Here is a 22599-nt window from a genome sequence, read left to right as displayed (position 1 = left end):
GCGCGGGGGTTCGCCGGTCTGACGCGCCGCAGTTCGCGGAATCGGTCCGGGCCCGCCGCTGTCAGAGAAAGCGGGCCAGGACGCCGGGATCGGTGGCGAAGGCGAGGAACTGGTCGTTCTCGTGCGAGTCGCCGACGGTGACCCGCACGCCGTCGGCGCCGTACGGCCGCACCAGCACGCCCGCTTCCGCGCTCGCCTCGCCGAACTCCGCGCTGCGCGCGCCCAGCGGCAGCCAGACGAAGTTCGTCTCGCTCGGCGGCACCGAGTAGCCCGCCGCGAGCAGCGCCGCCCGCATCCGGTCGCGCTCCAGGACCACCGCGTCGGTGCGGTCCAGCAGCTCGAGGCGCGCCTCCAGCGAGGCGATCGCGGCGGCCTGCGCCACCCGGTTCACGCTGAACGGGATGTGCACCTTCATCAGCGCCGCGATCACCTCCGGATCGCCGACCGCGTAGCCGACCCGCAGGCCCGCCAGACCGTACGCCTTCGAGAAGGTGCGCAGCACAACCACATTCGGCCGGGTGCGGCCCAGCTCGACGCCGTCCGGGCGGTCCTGCGGTGTGAGGCGCAGGTACTCGTAGTACGCCTCGTCCAGCACGACGAGCACGTGCGAGGGGACCGCGTCCAGGAAGCGGATCAGCGCCTCGCGGCCGTGCGCGGTGCCGGTCGGGTTGTTCGGGTTGCAGACGAAGATCAGCCGGGTGCGCTCGGTCACCGCGGCCGCCATCGCGTCCAGATCGTGCGTGAGCTCCGGCGTCAGCGGCACCTGCACGGCCGTCGCGTTGCCCACCTGGGTGACGATCGGATACGCCTCGAACGAGCGCCAGGCGAACAGCACCTCGTCGGTCGGTGCGGCGCAGGTGATCTGAACCAGCTCCTGGCACAGCGCGACGCTGCCGCAGCCCACCGCCACGTGCGCGGGCGTGACCCCGAGGAACTCGGCGAGCGCGGCGCGCAGGTCGGCCGCCTGATTGTCCGGGTACCGGTGCGCGAGCTCCGCGGCCTCGGCGATCGCCTTCGCCGCCGCGGGGAGCGGCGGCAGCGTGGTCTCGTTGCTGGCCAGCTTGACCGCGCCCGGGTGGCTGCGGCCGGGGGTGTAGGCCGGGATGGCGGAGAGGTCGGGACGGATGCGCGGTGTCACCCCTCCACCCTAATCGGCGACAGCAGGGAGTCCGGTCCCCACCTGAGGTCCGCCCACGAGCCGATTCCCCAGGCCGGAATCGCCCCTTCCGTACCGGAAAAGTTGCGGGTAATGGCTGCTCACGTGCAAATTCTCGCGAAGAACAGCGGCTCGCCCTACGCTGGTTTCATGTCGGGCATTTATGACGATATCGCCCCGCTACGCGGTGGCGACGACCTCGAGCAGCGCCCCACCGAAGGCAGCCGGGTGCCCATCACCGTGATCGAACCGGAGGGCAACTCGCGCGGCGGAATCGTGGTGCTGCACGAATCCCGGGAGTTCAGCGGCGCACTGCTGGAGTTCATGCGGGCGCTGGCGACCGAGGGTTGGACGGTCGTCGCGCCCAATCTCTTCCACCGGGCCAACGGCGAGGAGCCCCCGCACGAGGTTTTCGGCGACGAGCTCTTCGAAGATTTCGACGCCTGCTTCGACTGGCTGACCAGGCGCGGCGTCTTCCCCGACTGCATCGGCGTGCTCGGCTTCGACCACGCGGGCACCGCCGCCTTCCTTGTCGCCACCAACCGCCCGATCGGCGCCGCGGTCAGCATCGCCGCCGCGGGCATCACCGAACCGCTCACCGACGAGGCCGATGCCCTCTTGCGCGTCGCCCCCAACCTCCAGGCCCCCTGGCTCGGTCTGTTCGGCTCCGACGACCCGGCCACCCCGCCCGCCGACGTCGACCGGCTGCGCGACGCCGCCGCCCGCGCCTCCGTAGCCAGCCTGGTGGTCTCCTACCCCGGTCTGCACCACCGCGCCGACAACCCCGGCGCCGATGACGACGACAACGCCACCGCCATCGCTTCCCAAACCAGGATCTTCGACTGGTTCGACAGCAACTTACGCTGATAACCAGGCGTTTTGTTATCTGGTCGTTGGGTCATGTAACCTTCATGCTCGGCGGTTCGAAAGGACCGGTGCCCTCGAAGAGAAGGCTCCAGGAGGCGTGCCAGAGCGGCCGAATGGGACTCACTGCTAATGAGTTGTCCCTTCACGGGGACCGGAGGTTCAAATCCTCTCGCCTCCGCCACACCCGGTTCGCCGGGTGACAACTGAACAAAGCTATGCGCCCGTAGCTCAACGGATAGAGCATCTGACTACGGATCAGAAGGTTAGGGGTTCGAATCCCTTCGGGCGCACTCTTCAGAAGGCCTCTCCTTTGTACAAGGAGAGGCCTTCTCGCATTTCCGGCTAGGCCGATCGACGATGATGTCACGCCAGGCGGGAGGCTTGGGGGCGGGATTGCGCGGTCAGCGGGCCGTGATGGTCGCGCGCCGGTACGGGTCTCCGTCGCGGCCGACCGGTGGGTATGCGTAGTGGATATCCGAGAACGCGGGTAGCGGAGTACGCGTGCCCGAGGGGTGGGGGTGCGGGAGTCTTGGGGAGGCGGGCCGGGCGTGGGGATCGGGTCCTGGGCCGGTATCCACCGGTGACGCCCTGGCGCCCGCGCACACCGTCTGACCACGGCTTTCGAGTAGTCGAGTACTCGTGATCGCGCCCGCGAAACGCGCGACCATGAAGATCGAACTCTTCCGCAGACGATCGGACGGAGGCCAGTCATGCGGGACGTGGTCGTGTTGATCCCCGGAATCGGCGGTTCCGTGCTGGCCCGCGACGGCAAGGAGCTGTGGGCTCCCACGCCGGGCGCGGTCCTGCGCGGAGTGTTGTCCCTCGGACGCAGTATCAAGAAGCTGCGGCTGGACGGCGACGATCCCGCCGCCGCCGACGTGGACGGCGTCGTCGCGACGCGGGTCGTGCCGGATCTGCACATCGTGCCCGGTCTGGATTGGAAGATCGACGGCTACACCCGGTTCCGCAACCAGCTGGTCGAGCGGTTCGGGGCGGTCGAGGGCGAGAACTACTTCGAGTTCCCCTACGACTGGCGGCGCGACAACCGGGCGGCCGCGGCGAAACTCGCCAGGTCGGCGCACGACTGGCTGCGGAACTGGCGGGAGAAGTCCGGCGCCGCCGACGCGAAACTGGTCCTGATCGGGCACTCGATGGGCGGCATCGTCTCGCGGCTCTACCTGGAGCAGCTCGACGGATGGAAGGACACCCGCAGGTTGATCACCTTCGGCACGCCCTATTCCGGGTCGATCAACGCCCTCGACTTCCTCGCGAACGGGTTCCGCAAGAGCTGGGGACCGTTCGACGTCGACCTCTCCGACCTGCTGCGCTCGTTCACCTCGGCGTATCAGCTGCTGCCGTCGTACCGCTGCGTGGCAGGGCCGGACGGCAAGTGGCTGAATCTCGACGACGCCAGCCTGGATTGGAGTGGCACCGGCGTGGACGCCGCCCGGCTGCGGGATGCCGTCGAGCTGCACCGCGGCTTGCGCAAGCAGGTCGACGACCGGATCGCCGAAACCGGACCCGGTTACGAGATCCGGCCGGTCATCGGCGACTTCCAGCCGACGCGGTGGGCCGCGCGACTCACCGACGGCCGGATCGAGGTGCTGTGGGCGCGCAAGGCCGCGGGCGAGGACGGCGGCGACGGCACGGTCCCGAAGGTGTCCGCGATCCCGCACGAGCTGATGGACGGCTGGCGCAATGCCTCGTTCGTGAGCCAGAAGCACGGGTCGTTGCAGAACGACGATCCGGTACTCGACCATGTGGGCGGCGTGCTGCGTACCGCCGAATTCGGTGGCGTCGACGTCTTCCCCGCCGTCAAGGACCCGGTCGCGCTCGAGGTGGAGGACGTCACCACCGACGAGCCGATGGTCGTTCGCGCGAAAACGGTCGACCCTGCGGCGGCCTTGGTCGCGACGGTGAAGGATCTCGGCCGTGGCCTGTCCAGCAGGTATCCGCTGACCGAGGCGTCCGACGGTTGGCGACAGGTCACCCTGGCCAGCCTGCCCCCCGGTGACTACCGGATCACAGTGTCCGCCGACACCGTCCATCCGGTGACCGATCTGGTGAGCGTGGTAGACCTCGACGAGGTCGCCCGCAGTGCGGAAGGGCCGGGATAGCGATGCCGTCGGACCCCGCGCAGGCCTTCCACCGATTCGACATCAGTGTGCTGGATGCCGGTGGGCGCGTGTGGGTCTCGGCGTCCTCGCCCCAGGGCGCGGTGTATGCCGTGCCGCGCCCGCCGCCCACCTGGACCCTGCCGGACGGTTTCGAAGCGCCGTCCGAGTGGCTCAACGCGGTCGTGCGCAATGCCTGTTCCGGCGTCGAATCGACCGCCGTCGACATCGGGCGTGTCCTGACGCGACTGATCTTCGAAGTACCCGAGATCGACAATCTGTTCGCGCGAACCCGAGGCGCCGCCAGGCACGCCGGGGCGCAGGTGCTCGTCCGCGTCCAATCGGCGCCGCAGCACGTCAACGCCTGGCCGTGGGAGCTGCTGCTCGATCCGGAGGACGGCATCGCCGGAGGGGTCGACTTCCTCGGCTGCGCTCGGGATACGCACATCCTGCGGCTCGGGCGCTTCCGCACCTACCCGGTTCAGCAAGCGCCGGACCCGATCGAGGCGCCGTTGAACGTCCTGATCGTCATGTCGAGCCCGATGCCGAAGGTCGGTGAGCAGAACCGGGAGGCGCTGTTCGACCTGTACGCGGCGAAGCGCGCCTTGCTCGACGGGCTGCAACCGCTCGTGCGGCAGGGCAGACTGAACATCGTCGTCGAGGACCGTCCGTCGACCGAGCGAATCCGGCAGACCATTCGCCGCCAAGCCGACGGGTTCCAGATATTCCACTACCTCGGGCATGCCGCGCCGAACGGCTTCAAACTCGAAGACGCCAGCGGCCGTGGCCGTTTCGTGCACAACGCGGAACTCTGCAAAATTCTCTCCGAACTACCCGACCTGCGGCTGGCGGTCTTCGCGGGATGCGAGACCGCGCGGGCCCCCGCCGCTGCCGCGGACGACGACTGGCGCGGTCAGATGTCCACCGCCGATTACTTCGTGCGCGACGTCTGCCCGATGGTCATCGGCATGCAGACGGTGCTGCCGTTCGGCACCGAGAAGATCTTCACCAGTTCTTTCTACGAATCGCTCGCTGCCGGGCACACGGTGGCGACGGCGCTGCGCCTGGCCAGACAGGCGATCGCGACCGACGAGTTCTCCGGTGGGGCACTGCTGAACTGGGTGGTGCCGACGCTGCACGTCGGCGCCAACGAGCCGGGCGCGCTGATCGACAAGCGCACCCGCGGCAGGCCGATCGTGTTGCGGCCGCGCGTCTACCGCCCGTTCGGCATCGCGCAGGGCGACCCGAGGTTCATCTCGCGCCTGACCGAGCTGCGCCAAGCCATCGACGTGCTGGGCGGAAAGACGCCCGCCCGGCTATTGCACGTCAAAGGTGTCGCGGGCAGCGGTAAATCGGCGTTCGTGGACCGCGTGCTCGATGATCTCGACGACGAGGTGGTCCGGGTGTTCGTCGCCGCTCGCTGGCTGCTCGACGAGTCCAAGTGCAGGCGCCGGGATCACAACCCGGTCGGGATACTGCACGACGCCGTGGCGGCCGCGATGACGGACAGCGGCATGAAGCTGCCACGCGGCAGTCTGGCGAAGGACCCGATCGATCTGTGGGGAAACCTGCTCGGCAAGCTCGAGCACACACGCTTCGTGCTCGCCGTCGACGAGGCGGAACTGCTCGCGGGCGACGAGCGCGGCGCCGCCGCGTTGCGCGCGCTGAGTGACCTGCTGGACCGCCGCCTGCCCGCCAGGGTCGCGATCACCTCGACCAACGGCGTCGCCGGGCTGACCGACCGCCCCGACATGCCGTCGCGGACCAGGGAAATACGGCTGGACCTGCTGGCCTGGCCCGAGGTGTGGCAGTGGATCCGCAGCAATCAGCCGATCCTCGTCCGCTTCGGACCCGCCGTCCTCTCGCGCCTGTACGCCGATCTGTCGCGCCTCGAACAGTGGGACCAGCTCGCCGACCGAGTGCGGGCACTCGCCACACCTCCGTCGGCGGAAGCGCTCGCGGCCCTCGCACGCGAGAACGTCGAGGAGGTAACCGCACCGGTGGACGCGCAGGACCTGTTCACAGCGGCGACGGACCCGGGCAGGACGAAGCGCCCGCTGCGGCTCGCGCTGGCCGGGGCGGCGTCGGACACCGCCGGTGAGCTCGCGCGCACGATCACCCAGTTCGCCGGAGAACGCGGCGTCGCCGGGCGGGCGGTGCTGTTCGGAACCGGCGACAGCGCGGCCGTATTCGCCGAAGTGGTTCCCCTCGACGGCGTGACGGATCGAGATCGGTTCGCCCAGCAGGCGTGCGCGGACATCGTCGTGGTGGACGACGTCTCGGACGCGGCGATGCTGCACGGCCGGGACCACCTCGTCGTCGGTACCGCGGCCTCGGGGGTCGAGCACGCCGCGGGTGCTGCTCGGCGGCGCCTGTTGATCGCGGGTTCCGTCGACCATGCCGGGCCGGTCGATGTCGTCGTCGACCCCGTGCAGCCCGGCACGTCGGCAGAGATCGAAGCGGCCATCGCGGCGCTGATCGTCTGGGCGACAGCCCGCACGCTCGACGCCGTCCACGTCCGAACCCTGTTGCTGGAGACCGCCGAGAAGACGCGGCTCGCGGACGGGCGGGTCGTGCGACGGCTGAATGTGGCAACGGCGCTGGACACGCTGCGCAAACGCGACATCGTCGAAACGATCGGATCGGACAAGCTCGACCTGCCGCAGGTACTCGCCAGGACGGGCGCCCGATCGGATCAGGCCATCTCCTTGGTCGACAAGCTGGTCGAGAACGGCACGCTGGTCAAGACCGTCAACGATGGCGTCGAGTGGTTCACTCGGCCGGATCGGTGACGCCGCTCAGCGCCAGGCGGGGAGTTCCGGCAGCGGGCCGGACAGATCCCGGCCGGGGGAGCGGCCGGTGAGCCAGGCGAGCAGGGAGGCGGCCGGGCCGAGGACGGTGTGGGTAGGGGCGCCGGGGGTGAGGGAGGTGGTGAAGTCGAGGTCGGTGGCTTGGATGTCGAAAGGTGGGATGTCGGGGGTGAGGAGGTTGGCGATGTCGCCTGCGACGCGGGGTAGGGCGCGGGTGACGAAGGAGGCGGGCCAGTCGGCGGGACTGTAGGGGGCGGCGAGGTCTACGTGGTGGATTTCGACTTCGAGCAGCCGCATCCACGGGATTTCGGCCGCGGGGATGGCGCGGCCCTGGCGGGTGCGGACGGTGGCGGTCCAGGCTTCCGGCGGCGCTGTCGTGGCGAGGGCCGACCAGCGGTCGGCGGCGGCTTCGATGTCGCGAAGTTGTTCGGCGATCGGCCGCGGCGCGCCCGCGTCGATGTCGAACTCGCGCAGGAACGGGCTCGCGTATTGCGGTGTCTCGATGCCGGTGCGTGCCCAGATCAGGAGGTTGAGCAGGCTGTCGGCGTTGCGCGCGAGGTGGGCGAGCACGTGCCCGCGAGTCCACCCCGGCAGCAGCGAGGGGTCGATGACATCGCCGTCGCCCAGACCGCGTGCGGTGTCGAGCAACCGGGCGGTCGCGTCGGCGACCTGGTCGAGCAGTTCGTGCGGCGTGGGATCCTGCGCGTCGCTGGTCACGCTCTCGACCTTAGTGGGCGCGGCCGGGCGAGGTCCGTCGAACCGCGCACGGCCGCAGGACTACTCGGCGACGAGCCGGTCGAGGCGCTGATCGGTGACGACCGCGTCGGCTTCGATCTCGACCAGCAGGGCAGGCGTGATCAGGGCCTGCACTTGGTACATCGACGCGGCGGGCCGGATCGATCCGAACACTTCGGCGTGCGCGGCGGCGACCTCCGGCCACCGCGCGATGTCGGTGACGAAGATCCGCGTGCGGACGACGTCGGCCAGCCGCGCTCCGGCCTGGTCGAGCGCAACGGCGATGCGGCGCAGGGTTTCTTTGGTCTGCTCGCCGATGTCGTCGCCTCCGACGGCGGTCCCGCCCGGTCCCGCCGCGGTGGTCCCGCTGACCGCGACGAAGTCGCCGACGCGCACCGCCCGCGAGTAGCCGACGACGTCTTCGAACTCGGATTCCGAGGAGATGTTCACGCGCTCTGCCATGACGACAGCATGCTTCAGGACCAACCGGGGTTGCCACCATTGATTTCGAACAGCCCCCCAGCCACGCGAACCCGTCAAGGTCCGCCGACCGGTTCGGCCCACTCCCTGCCCTCGACGACCACCGCGACGGCCAGCGTGAGCAACCACAGCGACATCGACCCCACCTGGATCCGCTGGGCGATGCCGAGCGCGTAGTCGCCGGACAGGTTGTCGGCCACCAGCATCCACACCGTCGCCGCGGACCCGGCGACCAGCGCGACAACCCCGAACTCGCGCAGGATCCGCCAGCGGTGATAGCGGAAGGCCGCCAGGCTGAACGCGAAGACCGAGACCGCGATCGAGGTGACCGCGAGCGTGCTGGTCAGCGCGTGCGGCTGGTGCAGCTGCGGGAACAGCCCGTCCTGCTCGCCGCAACCCGGCTCGCCCGGGGTGCAGTCGCGCAGCGGGAGCAGCACGTCGGCGATGGTCGCCGCGCCGAAGCAAGCCAGCGCCACCCAGCCCACGGTGGTCAGCCTGCGCCGAGGGAAGATCAGCAGCGCGGCGAGCGCTGCGGGGATGAGCAGCGCGCCGACGATCTTGTCCGCCGTACCGAACACCTCGCGGTAGGGCTTGCCTTCGGCGTCGAGCTCGCTGAGGAAGGAGTTCACCGGGTCGGCGTCGATGGGCAGCACGAACTCCAGCACCCAGGACGAGTAGCAGAGCCCGGCGATCGCGATCGCGGCGGCGATCACCCAGGACGCGATCTGCGCGCGTCGTTCGGCGATCCTGCTCCCGTCGTCGGTCACCCTGCCCATTGTCGGCGAACCGTTCGGTGCGGAGTCCGAGGCGAAAGATGCGTGTTTCCCGCGGTTCGCACGACTTCGACACGCGGTGCACAGGCTACTGTCAGGTTGTCCGGCAAGTCTGGAGTGGAAGCGAGGAGGTTTCCATGATCGGATACGCGACAGCCGCAGCAGGTTTGGCGATGATGGCGACGATGGTGCTGTCGGGTTATCTCGCCGCCAACGCGCCGCGCACGCTGGTGCGCGTGCGCCACCGGTAACCCCTGCGTCAGCCGGGTTTCCGGCCCAGCGCGGCCTGCACTCGATCGGCCGCCGCGGCCGGGTTCTCGTGTTCCCAGATCCGCACCACCTGCCATCCGGCGGCGTGCAGGGTCGCGTCGGTGGCGCGATCGCGGGCGACATTGCCCGCGAGCTTGGTCGCCCACCATTCGGCGTTGTTCTTCGGATAGGTCGCGTGCTCAGGGCAGCTGTGCCAGAAGCATCCGTCGACGTACACCGCGACCTTGCGCCGCGGAAAGACCACGTCGGCGCGGCGGCGTTGGCCGCGAAGGGGCGCACGGTCCACGAAATAGCGCAGCCCCCGCCGGTGCAGTTCGCGGCGCAGGGCCAGTTCCGGCGCGGTCCCGCTGCGCCGCTGCCTGGCCAGCCGGGCGCTGGTCGCGGCATCGGTGCGTGGGCGTTCGATCATCGACTCAGGCCGCCCAGCCGCCCATGCGGTCCAGGTGGTTCTCCACGTCGGTGAGGAAACCGTCGGGGAACCGCAGCGAGCCCATGCCCGCCCGCCTCAGGAATCCCGCGGTGGCGCGCGCGGAGAGCAGGCGCGAATCGGTGAGGAAGTTCTTCAGGTCCTCGTACGGCTCGTGCACCGGCCAGGTGGACACCGGCACGCGGTAGGCCGTTCCGCCCCGGCCCCACGCCGCCGTCGGCCACGGCTGACCGGTCAGCAGGACCCGATCGTGCGGAATCGGATCCAGCGGCGCGGCGAGTCGCGCGCCGACCCAGGCCGCCATCCGCACGCTCACCGCGTTGCCGATCAGTTTCCAGCGGTGTCCATGCCGGATGCCGCGGACCGTGGTGGCGGGCGCGGTCCAGTCGGCGGCGAAGCCCTGCAACCGTTCTCCGTCGACCAGGCCGGGTGTCACGATCTCGCCCGACGGCAGTCGCACGGCGGGCGGGCTCGCGATGCCCAGCGCCGACCCGCCTTTCAGGGTGGGCACCGCGTTCACCGCCCAGCCGAGCCCGCGCACGCCCTCGGTCCAGTAGAACCCGCAGGGGTCGCTGTCCGCGTCACCGAGGTCGAGCGGTCCCGCGTCGTCGCCGAAGAGCACGCGGCGCGGATCTTCGGTGCGCGAGGCCAGCATCAGCACGCGCTGGCGGCGCTGCGGCAGGCCGAAAGCGCGCGCGTCGACGACGCGGTATGCCCAGGTGTAGCCGAGCTCGTCCAACGCCTCGGTGATGTGCCGCATGGCCGCACCGCGGCCCAATTGCAGCATGAACGGGACGTTCTCGATCAGCAGCCAGCGCGGCCCGCGCTTGCGGCGCACCAGACGGAACACCTCGTCGACCAGGCCCGAGCGCTGGCCGGTGATGCCCGCGGTGCGGCCCGCTTGCGAGAGGTCCTGGCAGGGAAACCCGGCCGCTACGAGTTCGGTGCCCGCGGGAATGCCGCGCAGCCGGGTGATGTCGGAATGCAGCGGGACGTCGGTGAAGTGCGCGGCGAGCACCGCCTGAGCGCCCGCGTCGATTTCGCAGAGCAACTCGGAACGCCAGCCGTGCTCGGCGAGACCGAGCTCGAGCCCGCCGATCCCGGCGAACAGCCCGACCATCCGCCCGCCCGTCACAGTCATCCCTTCTCGCGATTCCACGACGGGCGCCAACACGTCCGCGCTCCGTGTCCCGCACAGCACGTTACTCGAGCCCGTCCGCGCGGACCACCGGCAGGACCGCCGGTACGCGTCGACTCGGCGGTCGCGGCCACCGTGTCGATTCGCGCGTCTTGCTGCGGATTAGCTCGGCCTCCTCGATAATCCCAATCGGCCGAATCTAGATCACGGCTGCTTCTCCTGCTCTTCCGCTTGGCCTTCCGACGCCGACGGCGTCGGCGCGCAGTTCCCGGAACACCCATGCGAACGCCAGGAAAGTGAGTCCTGATGCAGTCTCCGTCCACCAAGCGTGGCAACTTCCCCGATGTCGTGGTGACCAGCCTCGCGGCGACCACTTCGATCGCGGGTGATGTCGACTCCACCTGGAAGGGGTTGTTGAACGGCGAGAGCGGCATAGATGTCCTCGAGGATCCGTTCATCGACCAGTTCGAGTTGCCGGTGCGTATCGGCGGGCACCTGAAGGTGGCCCCCGATACCGCCCTGTCCCCCGACGAGGTCCGCATGCTGGCGTACGTGGAGCAGATGGCCACCGTGCTCGCCCGCGAGGTCTGGCGCAACGCGGGCAGTCCCGAGGTGGATCGGGATCGGCTCGGCGTCTCCGTCGGCACCGGCCTCGGCGGGGCGGAGGCCATGATCGACCAGCGCGACAAGTTGCACAACGGCGGCTACCGCAAGGTCTCGCCGCTGGCGGTGCAGTGGATCATGCCGAACGGCCCGGCCGCGTGCGTCGGCATCGAAGTCGGTGCGCGGGCGGGGGTCTGCACACCGGTCTCGGCGTGCTCGTCCGGCTCGGAGGCGATCGCCAACGCCTGGAAGATGATCGTGATGGGCGACGCGGACATGGTCGTCACCGGTGGCGTGGAGGGCTCCATCCAGGCGCTTCCGATCGCGGCCTTCACCATGATGCGGGCGATGAGCACCCGCAACGACGATCCGAAGGCGGCCTCGCGGCCGTTCGACGTGGACCGCGACGGATTCGTCTTCGGCGAGGCGGGGGCGATGATGGTGCTGGAGACCGAGGAACACGCCAAGGCCCGCGGCGCGACCATCCACGCCCGGCTGCTCGGCGCGGGCGTCACCTCCGACGGCTTCCACCTCGTCGCTCCCGACCCGGAGGGCACCGGCGCCGCGCGCGCCATGACCAGGGCGCTGCACACCGCCGGTCTGACGAAAAGCGATGTCGCGCATATCAACGCGCACGCCACCGCGACCCCGATCGGCGACACCGCCGAGGCGCTGGCGATCGGCAAGGCGGTCGGCTCGCACGCGTCGGTCTACGCGCCGAAATCCGCGCTCGGCCATTCGATCGGCGCGGTCGGCGCGCTGGAGTCGGTGCTCACCGTGCTGAGCGTGCGCGACGGCATCGTCCCGCCGACGCTGAATCTGGAGAACCAGGACCCCGAGGTCGACCTGGACGTCGTCAAGGGCGGCGCGCGGCATGGCCGCATCGACTACGCGATCAACAACTCGTTCGGTTTCGGTGGGCACAACGTGGCGATCGCGTTCGGAAGGTACTGAGGCAAGGGGAAGGCAGCGGGTGATACTCGTGCCGCATGACTGCGATCCGCAGACCTGCTAGCCTTCCCGACGCTCCGCTGTCGATCTGTGTTCGGTGTCACCGCGCGATTTCGCGCAGTGCGTTGGAAAAGGATGGCGATGATCCCCGAGACTTTCGGCGAATATCTGGACGAGCAGGGCAACATCACGATCCTGGGTGACAAGACTCTGATCGACTTCGTCGACCAGCACACCACCGCGAACCCGGACGGTCTCGCGTACCGGTTCATCGACTACTCGCGCGAGCGCGACGGTGAGTACCAGGACCTGACCTGGAGCCAGTTCAGCGTGCGGCTGCGCGCGGTGGCGGCCCGGCTGCAACAGGTGGCGCAGGCGGGCGACCGGGTCGCGATCCTTGCGCCGCAAGGTCTGGACTACGTGATCTCGCTGTTCGCCGCGGTGTACGCGGGCGCGATCGCGGTGCCGCTGTTCGACCCGGAGGAGCAGGGGCACACCGACCGGCTGAACGCGGTGCTCGCCGACTGCGCTCCCGCGGTGATCCTCACCGTCTCCACGGCGGCCGCGGGTGTGCGGAACTTCTTCCGGCACCTGCCCGCCGTGCAGCGGCCGCGCATCATCGCCGTGGACGCGATCCCGGACGGCGTCGGCACCAGTTGGGTGCGCCCGGACATCGACATCGACAGCGTCGCCTACCTCCAGTACACCTCCGGCTCCACCAGGACGCCCGCGGGCGTGGAGATCACCCACCGCGCGGTGGGCACCAACTTGCTACAGATGATCGACGCCATCGGCGTGAGCGAGAACTCGCGCGGGGTCACCTGGCTGCCGTTGTTCCACGACATGGGCCTGCTGTGCGTGATCCTGCCGACCGTCGGCGGCGGGTTCATCACGATCATGTCCCCGAGCGCGTTCGTGCGCCGTCCCTCCCGCTGGATCAAGGAGCTGGCCGCGGTCTCCGACGGCGCCGGAACATTCGCCGCCGCCCCGAATTTCGCGTTCGAGCACGCCGCGGCGCGCGGTCTGCCGAAACCGGGCGAGGAACTGGACCTGTCGAACGTCATCGGGCTGATCAACGGCAGCGAGCCGGTCTCGGTGACGTCGATGAAGAAGTTCAACGACGCGTTCGCCCCCTACGGCCTGTCCAAGACCGCGATCAAGCCCTGCTACGGCATGGCGGAGGCGACCCTGTTCGTCTCGGCGACCAGGGCGCAGGACGAGGCCAAGGTGGTCTACGTGGATCGCGGCGAACTGAACGCGGGTCGGATGGTGCAGGTCGAGCCCGGCGCCGACAACGCCATCGCGCAGGTGTCGTGCGGCTATGTGTCGCTGTCGCAGTGGGCCGCGATCGTCGATCCCGAGACCGGCGTCGAGCGGGCCGACGGCGAGGTCGGCGAGATCTGGTTGCACGGCAACAATATGGGCATCGGCTACTGGGGCAGGCCGGAGGAATCCGCCGCGACCTTCCGCAACCGGCTGCACCGGCGGCCGGAGGGCAGCCGCGCGGAAGGCGCCGCGGCGGACGCGAACTGGATGCGCACCGGCGATTTCGGCGCCTACTTCGACGGCGAACTCTTCATCACCGGCCGCGTCAAGGACCTGGTGATCGTGGACGGCCGCAACCACTACCCGCAGGACCTCGAGTACTCGGCGCAGGAAGCGAGCGACGCGCTGCGCCCCGGCTTCGTGGCCGCGTTCTCGGTTCCCGCGAACCAGTTGCCCTCCGAGTGCTTCGAACAGGGCGGCGCGGCAAGCGGTTTCGACGCCGAGGACACCTCCGAGCAGTTGGTCGTCGTCGCCGAACGCGGCACCGGCGCGGCCAAGGCGGAGGCGGGCCCGATCGCCGACGCGGTGCGCGGCGCGATCGCGCAGCGGCACGGCGTGACGGTCCGCGACCTGCTGCTGGTGCCCGCGGGCTCGATTCCGCGCACCTCCAGCGGCAAGATCGCCCGGCGCGCCTGCCGCGCCGCCTATCTGGAAGGCACGCTGCGCGGCGGTTACCGGCAGCAGTCGTTCCCCGACGCGGTGGAGCGGGAACCCGAGGGCGCGGGAATTCGCTGATCCGCTACAGGCGGGTCTCGGTGGTGTAGTCGAACTCGCGCACGTCCGCGCCGACGATCCGGGTCTCCAGCCCGTCCGAGGGGCCTTCGCCGCGAAAGCGTTCGGCGTCGGCGCGGGTCGACCACCGCTCGTACACGTTGACCCGATCGGGCTCCAGCAGATCCGCGCCGAGACAGAAGTCGAGGCACCCCTCGGCCGCCCGCGCTTGTTCGACGACCACCCGGCAGCGCGCCAGGTAGTCGTCGCGATCGGTGACCCGTAGATATCCGGCGACGATCAGCATTCCCGCAGCTTAGACCGGCTGCGGGAATGCGGTGTGCGAAAAAATCGGTTGGCCGGAGCGAGCCTTGATGCGACCCTGAGATGTCGGATGCCGGTGCGAACATCGCCGGGCGGCCGATTCTCGGACACCGCGATCCACGAACCACGAGGGGGAGCCTTGTCAGTCACGCTGGAGTTGCCGTCGGCCGAATCGGACGCGGACAGACCCGAGCGGCCCGCCGCTACGACGCCGGGCCGCCTGCATTCCCTGCGGCGCTTCGCGCCATACCTGCGCCCGCACCGGGCCGCCCTGATCGGGGCGACCACACTGGCGGTGCTCGCGACGCTGACCGCGGTCGTCATTCCGCTGCTGATCGCGCGCATCATCGACGGACCCATCGCGCACCGCGATCTCGGCGGTGCTGTCGTGCCGGTGCTGCTGGTGCTGCTGCTCGGTCTGCTGGAGGCGTTCGGTATCTGGGGTCGGCGGTGGCTGGTCTCCAAGCCCGCGACGGCATTCGAGATCACGTTGCGCGCCAAGATCTTCCGCAAGCTGCAAGCGTTGGCGATCGGTCGCCACGATGCCTGGGAGTCGGGTCAGCTGCTCTCCCGCGCCGTCGACGACCTGGCCACCATGCGCCGGTTCGTCGCGTTCGCCGGGCCGTTCCTGGTGATCCACATCGTGGTGATCCCGGTCGGTCTGCTCGTGCTGTGCGCGCTGAGCTGGCGTGTCGGCCTGATCTTCGGCCTCATCGCGATTCCGTTGGTGTTCGTCGCGACCAACTTCGAGCGGCGCTACGCGGTGGCCTCCCGGCGCTCGCAGGACCAGTCCGGTGACCTGGCGACCACCGCGGAGGAATCCGTGCAGGGCGTGCGCGTCCTCAAGGCGTTCGGCCGCGGCCTGTTCTTCGGTTCACGGTTCACCACCCAGTCGCGCGAGCTGCAACAGACCGAACTCGCGAAGGTGCGCCTCGACGCCAAGCTCTGGTCGGCCATGATGGGCATGCCCCAGCTCGCCATCGCCTTCGCGCTCGGCTACGGCGGTTACGCGGTGGCGCACGGCACCATGACGCTCGGCACGCTGGTCGCGGCCATCACGCTGGCAACTTTTCTACAGTGGCCGATCATCTGGACCGGCTTCCTGCTCGCCGAGCTGAACGACGCGCGCACCGCGGCCGACCGCTACTGGGAGATCATCGACACCCCGATCGACATCACCGATCCCGCCGACCCGGTGCGTTTGCCCGAGCGCGTCGCGGGTGAACTGACTTTGGACAATGTGCGTTTCGCGTTCCCGCGCGGCGAAGACGAGGGCGAGGACGCGACGCCGGACGCGGAACGCGAAGTGCTGCGCGGCGTCTCGCTGACGGTGCGGCCGGGTGAAACCGTGGCGCTGGTCGGCGCGACGGGCAGCGGAAAGACCGCGCTGCTCAACCTGATTCCGCGGCTCTACGACGTGACCGGCGGCGCGATCACCATCGACGGCATCGATATCGCCGCGATGCGGGTCGCGGACCTGCGCTCGCTGGTGACGGTGGCGTTCGAGGACCCGGTGCTGTTCTCGGCGAGCGTGCGCGAGAACGTCGCGCTCGGCGATCCGGAGGCCACCGACGCGGACGTGCGCCGTGCGCTCGACGTCGCCCAGGCAACGGAATTCGTGGACAAGCTGCCGTGGGGTCTCGACACCAGGATCGGCGAACAGGGCCTGAGCCTGTCCGGCGGCCAGCGGCAACGGCTGGCCCTGGCCCGCGCGGTGCTCGGCCGCGACGGCGCCGGTGACCGCGGCAGGATCATGGTGCTCGACGACCCGCTGTCGGCGCTGGACGTGGAGACCGAGGAACGGGTGCAGGAGCGGCTGCGCACCGTGCTGGCGGGCGCGACCACGCTGCTCGTCGCGCACCGGCCCTCCACCGCGGCGCTGGCCGATCGGGTCGCGCTGCTCGCCGAGGGTCGCATCGTCGCCGAGGGCAGCCACGATCACCTGCTGCGCACCAGTGCCCGCTATCGCGAACTGATGGGAGGCGTGTCCGTGAGCGAGCGTCAGCGAGTGAACCATCAATACAGCGCGCCGTCGCGCACGACGCAGCCGAGCGCCAGCGAGGTGGAGTCGTGAACGCGACCGAGACGGCCTCGAAAGACGCCGCGAGCGAGCCGGATTCGGGGGCGCGCGACGAGGTCGCCGACTGGCGCGGTATCGCCAGCGAGGACAAAGAGGTCACCGAGACCGGAAACCTGGTGCTGGCCGGGCGGTCCCGGCGGCTGCTGCTCGATCTGGTGCGCCCGTACCGCAGGCTCGCGGTGCTCGCGCTGGTGCTGATCGTGGTCGACAACGCGGCCACCGTGTCGGCGCCGCTGTTCATCGCCTACGGGCTCGACACCGGCATCGCCGAAGGCGCCGAAGGCAATTGGACGCCGCTGACACTCACCGTCGCGGGCTACCTCGGCGTGCTCGGCATCAGCGTGCTCACCACCTTCACCTTCCTGCGGGTCTCGGGCAAGCTCAGCCAGAGCGTGCTGTTCGACCTGCGGGTGCGGCTTTTCGAGCACATGCAGCGGCTGAGCGTGAGCTTCCACGAGAAGTACACCTCGGGCAAGGCGGTCGCCCGGCTCACCGGTGACATCGAAACCCTCCAGGAGCTGCTGGAGAGCGCGCTGAACCAGGCGCTCAGCGCGATCCTCTCGGTGGTCACCATCGCGGTGCTGCTCGTGTACCTGGACCAGACGCTCGCGGCGATCGTGCTCGTCGGTTTCGTGCCGCTCGCGCTGGTCACCAGGTGGGCGCAGCGCAGGCAGCGCGCGGGTTACCGGCGCACCCGCGGCGCCATCGCCAAGGTCGTCGTGCAGTTCGTCGAGTCCATGGGCGGTATGCGCGCGGTGCAGGCGTTCCGCCGCGAGCAGCGCAACGAGGCGGTGCTCGCCGCCGAGGACGCGGAGTACCGGACCGCGACCACCGCCGCCATGCGCGGCATGGGCGACTACGCCGGACTCACCCGGCTGCTCGGCAACCTCACCACGGTGATCGTCATCGTGGTCGGCGCGTGGCAGGTGATCGAGGGCAATCTCGCCGTCGGCGTGCTCGCTGCCTACCTGCTGTACCTCAACGAGTTCTACGGTCCGCTGGACGAACTCGCCCAGGTGTTCAACTCCTACCAGTCCGCCGCGGCGGCGCTGGAGAAGATCTCCGGCGTGCTGGAGGAGGAGCCATCGGTGCCGGAACCGAAGGATCCGGCGCCGATGGGCAAGGCCGCGGGCGCGGTGCGGATGGACGGTGTGTGGTTCGGCTACGACTCCGCGCCCGGCCCGGAAGCGCTCGACGCGGAGACGTCGCCGGGGCGCGGGCCGGTGCTCCCCGAGTTCTCGCTGGAGATTCCGGCCGGGCAGGTCATCGCGCTGGTCGGTGCGACGGGCGCGGGCAAGTCGACCCTGGCCAAGCTGCTGACCAGGTTCTACGACCCGTCCGGCGGCACGGTCACGCTGGACGGGATCGACCTGCGCCGCATCTCCGACGCGGACCTGCGGCGCAATGTCGTGATGGTCACCCAGGAGTCCTACCTGTTCTCCGGCTCGGTGGCCGACAACATCCGGCTCGGCAAGCCGGAGGCCACCGACGCCGAGGTGCACGCGGCGGCCCGCGCGGTCGGGCTGTACGACTTCGTGGTGAAGCTGCCCGAGGGGTTCGACACCGACGTTCGCAAGCGCGGCGGCAGGCTCTCCGCTGGTCAGCGGCAGTTGGTCGCGTTCGCGCGGGTCTTCCTCGCCGATCCGGCGGTCATCGTGCTCGACGAGGCCACCTCCAGTCTCGACATCCCCAGCGAACGGTTGGTGCAGCGGGCGCTGGAGACGGTCTTGCGGGACCGGACCGCCGTGATCATCGCGCACCGGCTGTCGACCGTCGCGATCGCGGACCGCGTGCTGGTGCTCGAGCACGGCCGGATCGTCGAGGACGGCGCACCCGCCGAACTGATCGAAGGCGCGGGCCGGTTCGCCGGACTGCACGCCGCGTGGCGCGAGTCGCTCGTGTGATGCCCGCGAGTGGCCCGGAGGAGGTAGCGCGGCGTGACCACACAGGGACCCGCGAGCGCCGCAAAAAATCAGGGTGGCGGCTTTTTTCGCTTACGGTAGATACGTGACCAATCCAGCCCCTGCCCCCGACAGCAAACCGGCGGCACCTCGGTGGCCGGCGATTCTGACGTGGCGCGCGCACAACGCGACACGGATGGAGTCGGTGCGTGTGACGCTGAACGGCAATCGCATCCGCGCCGCCGGTCGCATGATCGGCGGCGCTTGTGCGGACCATCCCGCATTCAGCGCGTCCTATGACCTGGTCACCGACGAGAACGGCGTCACGAAACGGCTCTCGCTGCGCACGACCACGGCGGCGGGGGAGCGGCACGCATCGATCGCGAGGGACGAGGAGAACTACTGGCTGGTCGACGCGGGCGGCAGCCACGTTCGCTCCACTTTCGCGGGCGCGCTGGACGTGGACGTGGTGCTCAGCCCGTTCTTCAACACCCTGCCGATCCGCCGCTACGGACTCCAGCACGCGGTCGACGACCTGGAGGTGCCGGTGGTGTACGTGCGCCTGCCCGATCTGCTCGTGCAGGAAGCCAGCCTGATCTACAGCGCGGGCGCCGACGGGATCAGCGTGCTGTCGCCGGTCTCCAGCGCGACGGTCACCGTCGACGAGGACGGCTTCCTGCTGGATTACCCGGGGCTGGCCGAACGCATCTGAAGACGCGGCTCAGCCCGTCGCGAGGTCGCGGAGCAGCCCGAGGCTTTTGCGCCACGCCAGCGCGGTGGTTTCCGCGTCCTCCGATTCGGCCGTCTACGTGATGGCGACGAGGGTGCCGCCCCGGATCAGCAGTGCCCACCGGGTTGTCTGTGCGACCGGATCAGCAGTTCCTCTCGGACGGTGGTCACAAGTCCACGGCCGTGATCACGCCGCCGCGCTGCCCCGCCTCGCGCAGCCGGTCCAGCCAGTCGTGGTCGCCGGGGCGCACGTCGGTGATCTCCCAGCGGCGCGCGGTCTCGTAGCCGTTCCTCGCGTCGTGGCCCGCCCGCGTCAGATCCGCGAGCGAACCGTCCTCGGCCAGGGCGTCGCGGGCCGCGCCGAGCACCGTCAGCGTTTCCTCGAGCACCGCGAGCAGGGCGTCGGCGTTCGGTTCGCAGATCGCGCGCACCAGTTCCGGGGCGGTCCCCGCCACCCTGGTGCCGTCGCGGAACGAGCCCGCGGCCAGGCCTAGCGCGAGCGGCCCGCCGCCCGCGCCCGCGATGGCCAGCGCCTCGGCGAGCACGTGCGGTAGATGCGAGATCCGGGCGACGGCCCGATCGTGTTCCTCGGCGACCACCGGAACCACCACCGACCCGCAGTCCAGCGCCAGCGCCGCCACCCGCCGCCACGGGTCCGCGTGCGTGCCGGGATCGACGCCGACCGCCCACACCGCGCCGCGGAACAACTCGGGATCGGTAGCCGCCCAACCGGATTCGGACGTCCCGGCCATCGGATGCCCGCCGACGTAGCGTGCGGCCAGACCGTGCTGTCGTACGGCCGCCGCGACCGGCGCCTTCACGCTCACCACGTCGGTGAGCACGCAGCCGGGTGCGAAGGTGGCCACGGAGGCGAGGATGTGGTCGACGGCGGGCATCGGCACCGCGATCACGATCAGCGCGTCGTCGGCCGCGGCGCGGCCGAGCACGCCGGGCAGGTCGTCGTCGACGTCGAAACCGTCGGCCCGCGCGGCCGCCACCCCCGCCCGCGATCTGTTGTAGCCGAACGCCGAATAACCCGCCGCCGCGGCGGCGCGCAGCAGGGAACCGCCGATCAGGCCCGTCCCGAGGACACACACCGGTGCTTTCTGGTCGCGAGTCACCGGAACAGATTCGCATACGACTTCAACATTTGAGCTCGAGCCGACTACCGTTGCGGCCATGGCAGCACAGCGCTCGGGCACGAACAGGGCGGCGTCGGAAGATTACGACGACGTGGAAGGGTTCGCAGTTGCGGTTGTCCGCGAAGAAGGCAAATGGCGGTGTAGTCCGCTGAGCCAGGAAGCGCTCAGCGATTTGTCCGTCGCGGAAAACGAGCTGAAGGCATTGCGCAGCTCCGGAGCGGTCTTCGGGCTGCTCGACATCGACGACGAGTTCTTCATCGTGTTGCGCCCCGCGCCGAGCGGCACCAGGCTGCTCGTCTCGGACGCCACCGCCGCGATCGATTACGACATCGCCGCCGATGTGCTCGAGGCCTTGAATATCGAAATCCCCGATATCGAGCCCGACGAACTCGACGACATCGAACCGTGGGAAGAGGGCGATCTCGCCGTGCTCGCCGACCTCGGTCTGCCCGAGCCGGTGCTGAGCGTGATCCTCGCCGAGACCGACCTGTACCCGGACGAGCAGCTCGGCATGATCGCGCAGCGCCTGGGCTTCGCCAACGAACTCTCGGCGGTGCTGGACAAGCTGCCGCGGTGATCGTGGTGCGCGCATGAACGTGCTGCCCGAGAACCCGCTCGTGTCCGACCTCGCGATGATGCGCGCCGCGCTCGACGCGGCGGCGGCCGCCGATCCGCGCGACGTGCCCGTCGGCGCGGTGGTCTTCGACGCGTCCGGCCGGGAACTGGCCCGCGCCGCCAACGCCAGGGAAGCCCTTGGCGACCCGACCGCGCACGCCGAGGTGCTCGCGCTGCGCCGCGCCGCCGAGGTCCACGGCGACGGCTGGCGGCTGGAAGGCGCGACCTTGGCCGTCACCCTCGAGCCGTGCACGATGTGCGCGGGCGCGCTGATCTTGGCCCGCGTCGGGCGGCTGGTTTTCGGCGCGTGGGAGCCGAAGACGGGCGCCGTCGGCTCGCTGTGGGACGTGGTGCGCGACCGACGGCTCAACCACCGCCCGCAGGTCCGCGGCGGCGTCCTCGAACCGGAATGCGCCGCCCTCCTCGACGACTTCTTTCGCACCCAGCGCTGACGGCCGCCGCACCCCCGCTCGCCAGCCGATTTAGCGATCCGGACCCGGTCGGGTAACCTAGTCGGCGGTGGCGTGTCCGAGCGGCCTAAGGAGCACGCCTCGAAAGCGTGTGAGGGGTAACCCCCCTCCGAGGGTTCAAATCCCTCCGCCACCGCCAAAGCCCCTCACCCCACATTCGGGTGAGGGGCTTTCTATTTCCAAGTGCACGAACACACCGTCACGACTCGCCGCCTGCCCGCCACTTCGGCTTCTGCGGTATGACTCGGTCATACCGCTGGGTAGAATGGCTTCATGGCCAAGATCACCATCAGCATTCCCGACGACATCGCCGAGAAGGCGAACAACGCGGTAGCCGCTGGACTGGCGGGTTCGGTGTCGGCGTACTTCACTCAGCTCGCGCAGCGCGAGCCGGATTGGGCTGCTGCCGCAGAGATCGTCGCTGAGCTTGCCACCGAGGCCGGTGTCACCGACGCCGACCGCGCCGAGGCCGCCGCCGCATTCACCGCTGCCGAGAACGCCGCCGCTGCTGACGCTCTCGGCGGTGCCGCGTGATCGTCGTTCTCGACTCCGGCGCACTGATCGGGCTGGAGAAGCGCGGCGCGGGAGCGGTGGCCGCCCTCGAGTACGCGCAGCGCAACACCTACGACGTCATCGTGCCCGCAACGGTTCTCGCGCAGTGCTGGCGCAACAGTCCCCGCCAGCACGCGGTGTCTCGGCTCTTGAAGACTCGCGCCGTCCGTGTGGTGGACCTCGCCGAGGCACACGCCTACGCGGTCGGGAAGTTGCTCGCTGACACCGGTACCGCCGACGTGGTGGACGCGCACGTGATCGTGCTGGCGCGGGCACTGCGGGCAACGCTGGTACTCACCTCCGACCCCGACGACTTGAAAGCCCTCGATCCGGCGGTACGGCTACACGTCGTATAGGAGCGGTCTCGTTTTGTCGGGCCGATGCCCGTTGTTGTCGAAGTCGAAAGGCACTGCCGCGGGATCGGC

20 protein-coding genes and 3 tRNA genes are annotated in these 22599 nt (G+C 69.8%); 15 read left to right on the top strand and 8 right to left on the bottom strand.

What is annotated here, in order from left to right:
* Window positions 1-61 precede the first annotated feature (61 nt).
* On the bottom strand, window positions 62-1138 hold the full coding sequence (gene hisC, locus AB0H49_RS28680) for a histidinol-phosphate transaminase (protein ID WP_354998103.1): 1077 nt from the start codon (window positions 1136-1138) through the stop codon (window positions 62-64).
* Between the two features lie 168 nt (window positions 1139-1306).
* Here hisC and AB0H49_RS28675 point away from each other — a divergent pair, with 168 nt between their 5' ends.
* From AB0H49_RS28675 to AB0H49_RS28655, 5 genes are all read left to right on the top strand, one after another.
* The gene (locus AB0H49_RS28675; protein WP_354998102.1) at window positions 1307-2023 is read left to right on the top strand and encodes a dienelactone hydrolase family protein; all 717 of its coding nucleotides are present in this window, start codon (window positions 1307-1309) and stop codon (window positions 2021-2023) included.
* A gap of 91 nt (window positions 2024-2114) precedes the next feature.
* Window positions 2115-2204 (top strand) — tRNA-Ser (locus tag AB0H49_RS28670).
* A gap of 36 nt (window positions 2205-2240) precedes the next feature.
* Window positions 2241-2313, top strand: a tRNA-Arg gene (locus tag AB0H49_RS28665).
* Between the two features lie 420 nt (window positions 2314-2733).
* Window positions 2734-4140, top strand: coding sequence for a hypothetical protein (locus AB0H49_RS28660; protein WP_357255870.1), 1407 nt, complete (start codon window positions 2734-2736; stop codon window positions 4138-4140).
* A 2-nt stretch (window positions 4141-4142) separates the two neighbouring features.
* The gene (locus AB0H49_RS28655) at window positions 4143-6929 is read left to right on the top strand and encodes a CHAT domain-containing protein (protein WP_357255868.1); all 2787 of its coding nucleotides are present in this window, start codon (window positions 4143-4145) and stop codon (window positions 6927-6929) included.
* A 6-nt stretch (window positions 6930-6935) separates the two neighbouring features.
* Here AB0H49_RS28655 and AB0H49_RS28650 read toward each other — a convergent pair whose 3' ends face one another.
* From AB0H49_RS28650 to dcm, 5 genes are all read right to left on the bottom strand, one after another.
* Complete coding sequence (locus AB0H49_RS28650) at window positions 6936-7664, bottom strand: maleylpyruvate isomerase family mycothiol-dependent enzyme (protein WP_354998099.1); 729 nt, start codon at window positions 7662-7664, stop codon at window positions 6936-6938.
* Between the two features lie 60 nt (window positions 7665-7724).
* A complete protein-coding gene (locus AB0H49_RS28645) occupies window positions 7725-8144 on the bottom strand; it encodes a RidA family protein (RefSeq protein ID WP_357255866.1) in 420 nt (139 codons plus the stop codon).
* A 74-nt stretch (window positions 8145-8218) separates the two neighbouring features.
* Window positions 8219-8929 (bottom strand): DUF998 domain-containing protein, encoded by a 711-nt coding sequence (locus tag AB0H49_RS28640; RefSeq protein WP_357255864.1) that lies wholly within the window; start codon window positions 8927-8929, stop codon window positions 8219-8221.
* Between the two features lie 265 nt (window positions 8930-9194).
* Complete coding sequence (locus tag AB0H49_RS28635; RefSeq protein ID WP_357255862.1) at window positions 9195-9614, bottom strand: very short patch repair endonuclease; 420 nt, start codon at window positions 9612-9614, stop codon at window positions 9195-9197.
* Window positions 9615-9618: 4 nt separating this feature from the next.
* On the bottom strand, window positions 9619-10773 hold the full coding sequence (dcm, locus tag AB0H49_RS28630; protein WP_354998095.1) for a DNA (cytosine-5-)-methyltransferase: 1155 nt from the start codon (window positions 10771-10773) through the stop codon (window positions 9619-9621).
* A gap of 303 nt (window positions 10774-11076) precedes the next feature.
* On the opposite strand from dcm, the gene AB0H49_RS28625 reads away from it, so the two are divergent.
* Together AB0H49_RS28625 and fadD32 are read left to right on the top strand one after the other, a co-directional pair.
* The gene (locus tag AB0H49_RS28625; protein WP_354998094.1) at window positions 11077-12327 is read left to right on the top strand and encodes a KasA/KasB family beta-ketoacyl-ACP synthase; all 1251 of its coding nucleotides are present in this window, start codon (window positions 11077-11079) and stop codon (window positions 12325-12327) included.
* 141 nt (window positions 12328-12468) lie between these two features.
* On the top strand, window positions 12469-14385 hold the full coding sequence (gene fadD32, locus AB0H49_RS28620) for a long-chain-fatty-acid--AMP ligase FadD32 (protein WP_357255911.1): 1917 nt from the start codon (window positions 12469-12471) through the stop codon (window positions 14383-14385).
* A 4-nt stretch (window positions 14386-14389) separates the two neighbouring features.
* Here the strand turns inward: fadD32 and AB0H49_RS28615 are convergent, their stop codons facing one another.
* On the bottom strand, window positions 14390-14668 hold the full coding sequence (locus AB0H49_RS28615) for an antibiotic biosynthesis monooxygenase family protein (protein ID WP_357255859.1): 279 nt from the start codon (window positions 14666-14668) through the stop codon (window positions 14390-14392).
* Window positions 14669-14824: 156 nt separating this feature from the next.
* On the opposite strand from AB0H49_RS28615, the gene AB0H49_RS28610 reads away from it, so the two are divergent.
* The 3 genes from AB0H49_RS28610 to AB0H49_RS28600 all read left to right on the top strand — a co-directional run bounded on the left by AB0H49_RS28610 (window position 14825) and on the right by AB0H49_RS28600 (window position 19378).
* On the top strand, window positions 14825-16759 hold the full coding sequence (locus tag AB0H49_RS28610) for an ABC transporter ATP-binding protein (RefSeq protein WP_357255857.1): 1935 nt from the start codon (window positions 14825-14827) through the stop codon (window positions 16757-16759).
* Entirely contained in the window at window positions 16756-18669 is a 1914-nt protein-coding gene (locus AB0H49_RS28605; RefSeq protein WP_357255855.1) for an ABC transporter ATP-binding protein, read from the top strand. Before AB0H49_RS28610 ends, AB0H49_RS28605 begins: the two co-directional genes overlap by 4 nt.
* 103 nt (window positions 18670-18772) lie before the next feature.
* Window positions 18773-19378: a putative glycolipid-binding domain-containing protein gene (locus tag AB0H49_RS28600; protein WP_354998090.1), complete on the top strand. Its 606-nt coding sequence runs from the start codon at window positions 18773-18775 to the stop codon at window positions 19376-19378.
* 184 nt (window positions 19379-19562) lie between these two features.
* Here AB0H49_RS28600 and AB0H49_RS28595 read toward each other — a convergent pair whose 3' ends face one another.
* Window positions 19563-20516, bottom strand: coding sequence for a prephenate dehydrogenase (locus tag AB0H49_RS28595; RefSeq protein ID WP_357255853.1), 954 nt, complete (start codon window positions 20514-20516; stop codon window positions 19563-19565).
* 58 nt (window positions 20517-20574) lie between these two features.
* Between AB0H49_RS28595 and AB0H49_RS28590 the strand changes: the two genes are divergently transcribed.
* The 5 genes from AB0H49_RS28590 (at window position 20575) to AB0H49_RS28570 (ending at window position 22530) form a co-directional block, all read left to right on the top strand.
* Window positions 20575-21114, top strand: coding sequence for a tRNA adenosine deaminase-associated protein (locus AB0H49_RS28590; protein WP_354998088.1), 540 nt, complete (start codon window positions 20575-20577; stop codon window positions 21112-21114).
* Between the two features lie 13 nt (window positions 21115-21127).
* Complete coding sequence (locus AB0H49_RS28585) at window positions 21128-21604, top strand: nucleoside deaminase (RefSeq protein ID WP_354998087.1); 477 nt, start codon at window positions 21128-21130, stop codon at window positions 21602-21604.
* Window positions 21605-21670: 66 nt separating this feature from the next.
* Window positions 21671-21761 (top strand) — tRNA-Ser (locus AB0H49_RS28580).
* A 134-nt stretch (window positions 21762-21895) separates the two neighbouring features.
* Window positions 21896-22156, top strand: coding sequence for a hypothetical protein (locus AB0H49_RS28575; RefSeq protein ID WP_354998086.1), 261 nt, complete (start codon window positions 21896-21898; stop codon window positions 22154-22156).
* Window positions 22153-22530 carry a PIN domain-containing protein gene (locus AB0H49_RS28570; protein ID WP_357255850.1) on the top strand — a complete coding sequence of 126 codons (378 nt, stop codon included), beginning with the start codon at window positions 22153-22155 and terminating at the stop codon, window positions 22528-22530. Before AB0H49_RS28575 ends, AB0H49_RS28570 begins: the two co-directional genes overlap by 4 nt.
* The last annotated feature ends 69 nt before the right edge of the window (window positions 22531-22599 follow it).

Origin of the sequence: Nocardia sp. NPDC050713, assembly GCF_040654315.1 — a bacterium.
Lineage (GTDB): Bacteria > Actinomycetota > Actinomycetes > Mycobacteriales > Mycobacteriaceae > Nocardia.
Note: the sequence above shows the minus strand (reverse complement) of the source record. Positions and strands in the feature narration are given on the sequence as shown.

What these genes read in the sequence shown, in the direction of transcription:
- AB0H49_RS28675 (WP_354998102.1), top strand. Translation starts at nt 1,307, where the DNA reads ATGTCGGGCATTTATGACGATATCGCCCCGCTACGCGGTGGCGACGAC.
- AB0H49_RS28660 (WP_357255870.1), top strand. Translation starts at nt 2,734, where the DNA reads ATGCGGGACGTGGTCGTGTTGATCCCCGGAATCGGCGGTTCCGTGCTG.
- AB0H49_RS28655 (WP_357255868.1), top strand. Translation starts at nt 4,143, where the DNA reads ATGCCGTCGGACCCCGCGCAGGCCTTCCACCGATTCGACATCAGTGTG.
- AB0H49_RS28645 (WP_357255866.1), bottom strand. Translation starts at nt 8,144, where the DNA reads ATGGCAGAGCGCGTGAACATCTCCTCGGAATCCGAGTTCGAAGACGTC.
- AB0H49_RS28635 (WP_357255862.1), bottom strand. Translation starts at nt 9,614, where the DNA reads ATGATCGAACGCCCACGCACCGATGCCGCGACCAGCGCCCGGCTGGCC.
- dcm (WP_354998095.1), bottom strand. Translation starts at nt 10,773, where the DNA reads ATGACTGTGACGGGCGGGCGGATGGTCGGGCTGTTCGCCGGGATCGGC.
- AB0H49_RS28625 (WP_354998094.1), top strand. Translation starts at nt 11,077, where the DNA reads ATGCAGTCTCCGTCCACCAAGCGTGGCAACTTCCCCGATGTCGTGGTG.
- AB0H49_RS28615 (WP_357255859.1), bottom strand. Translation starts at nt 14,668, where the DNA reads ATGCTGATCGTCGCCGGATATCTACGGGTCACCGATCGCGACGACTAC.
- AB0H49_RS28590 (WP_354998088.1), top strand. Translation starts at nt 20,575, where the DNA reads ATGGCAGCACAGCGCTCGGGCACGAACAGGGCGGCGTCGGAAGATTAC.
- AB0H49_RS28585 (WP_354998087.1), top strand. Translation starts at nt 21,128, where the DNA reads ATGAACGTGCTGCCCGAGAACCCGCTCGTGTCCGACCTCGCGATGATG.
- AB0H49_RS28575 (WP_354998086.1), top strand. Translation starts at nt 21,896, where the DNA reads ATGGCCAAGATCACCATCAGCATTCCCGACGACATCGCCGAGAAGGCG.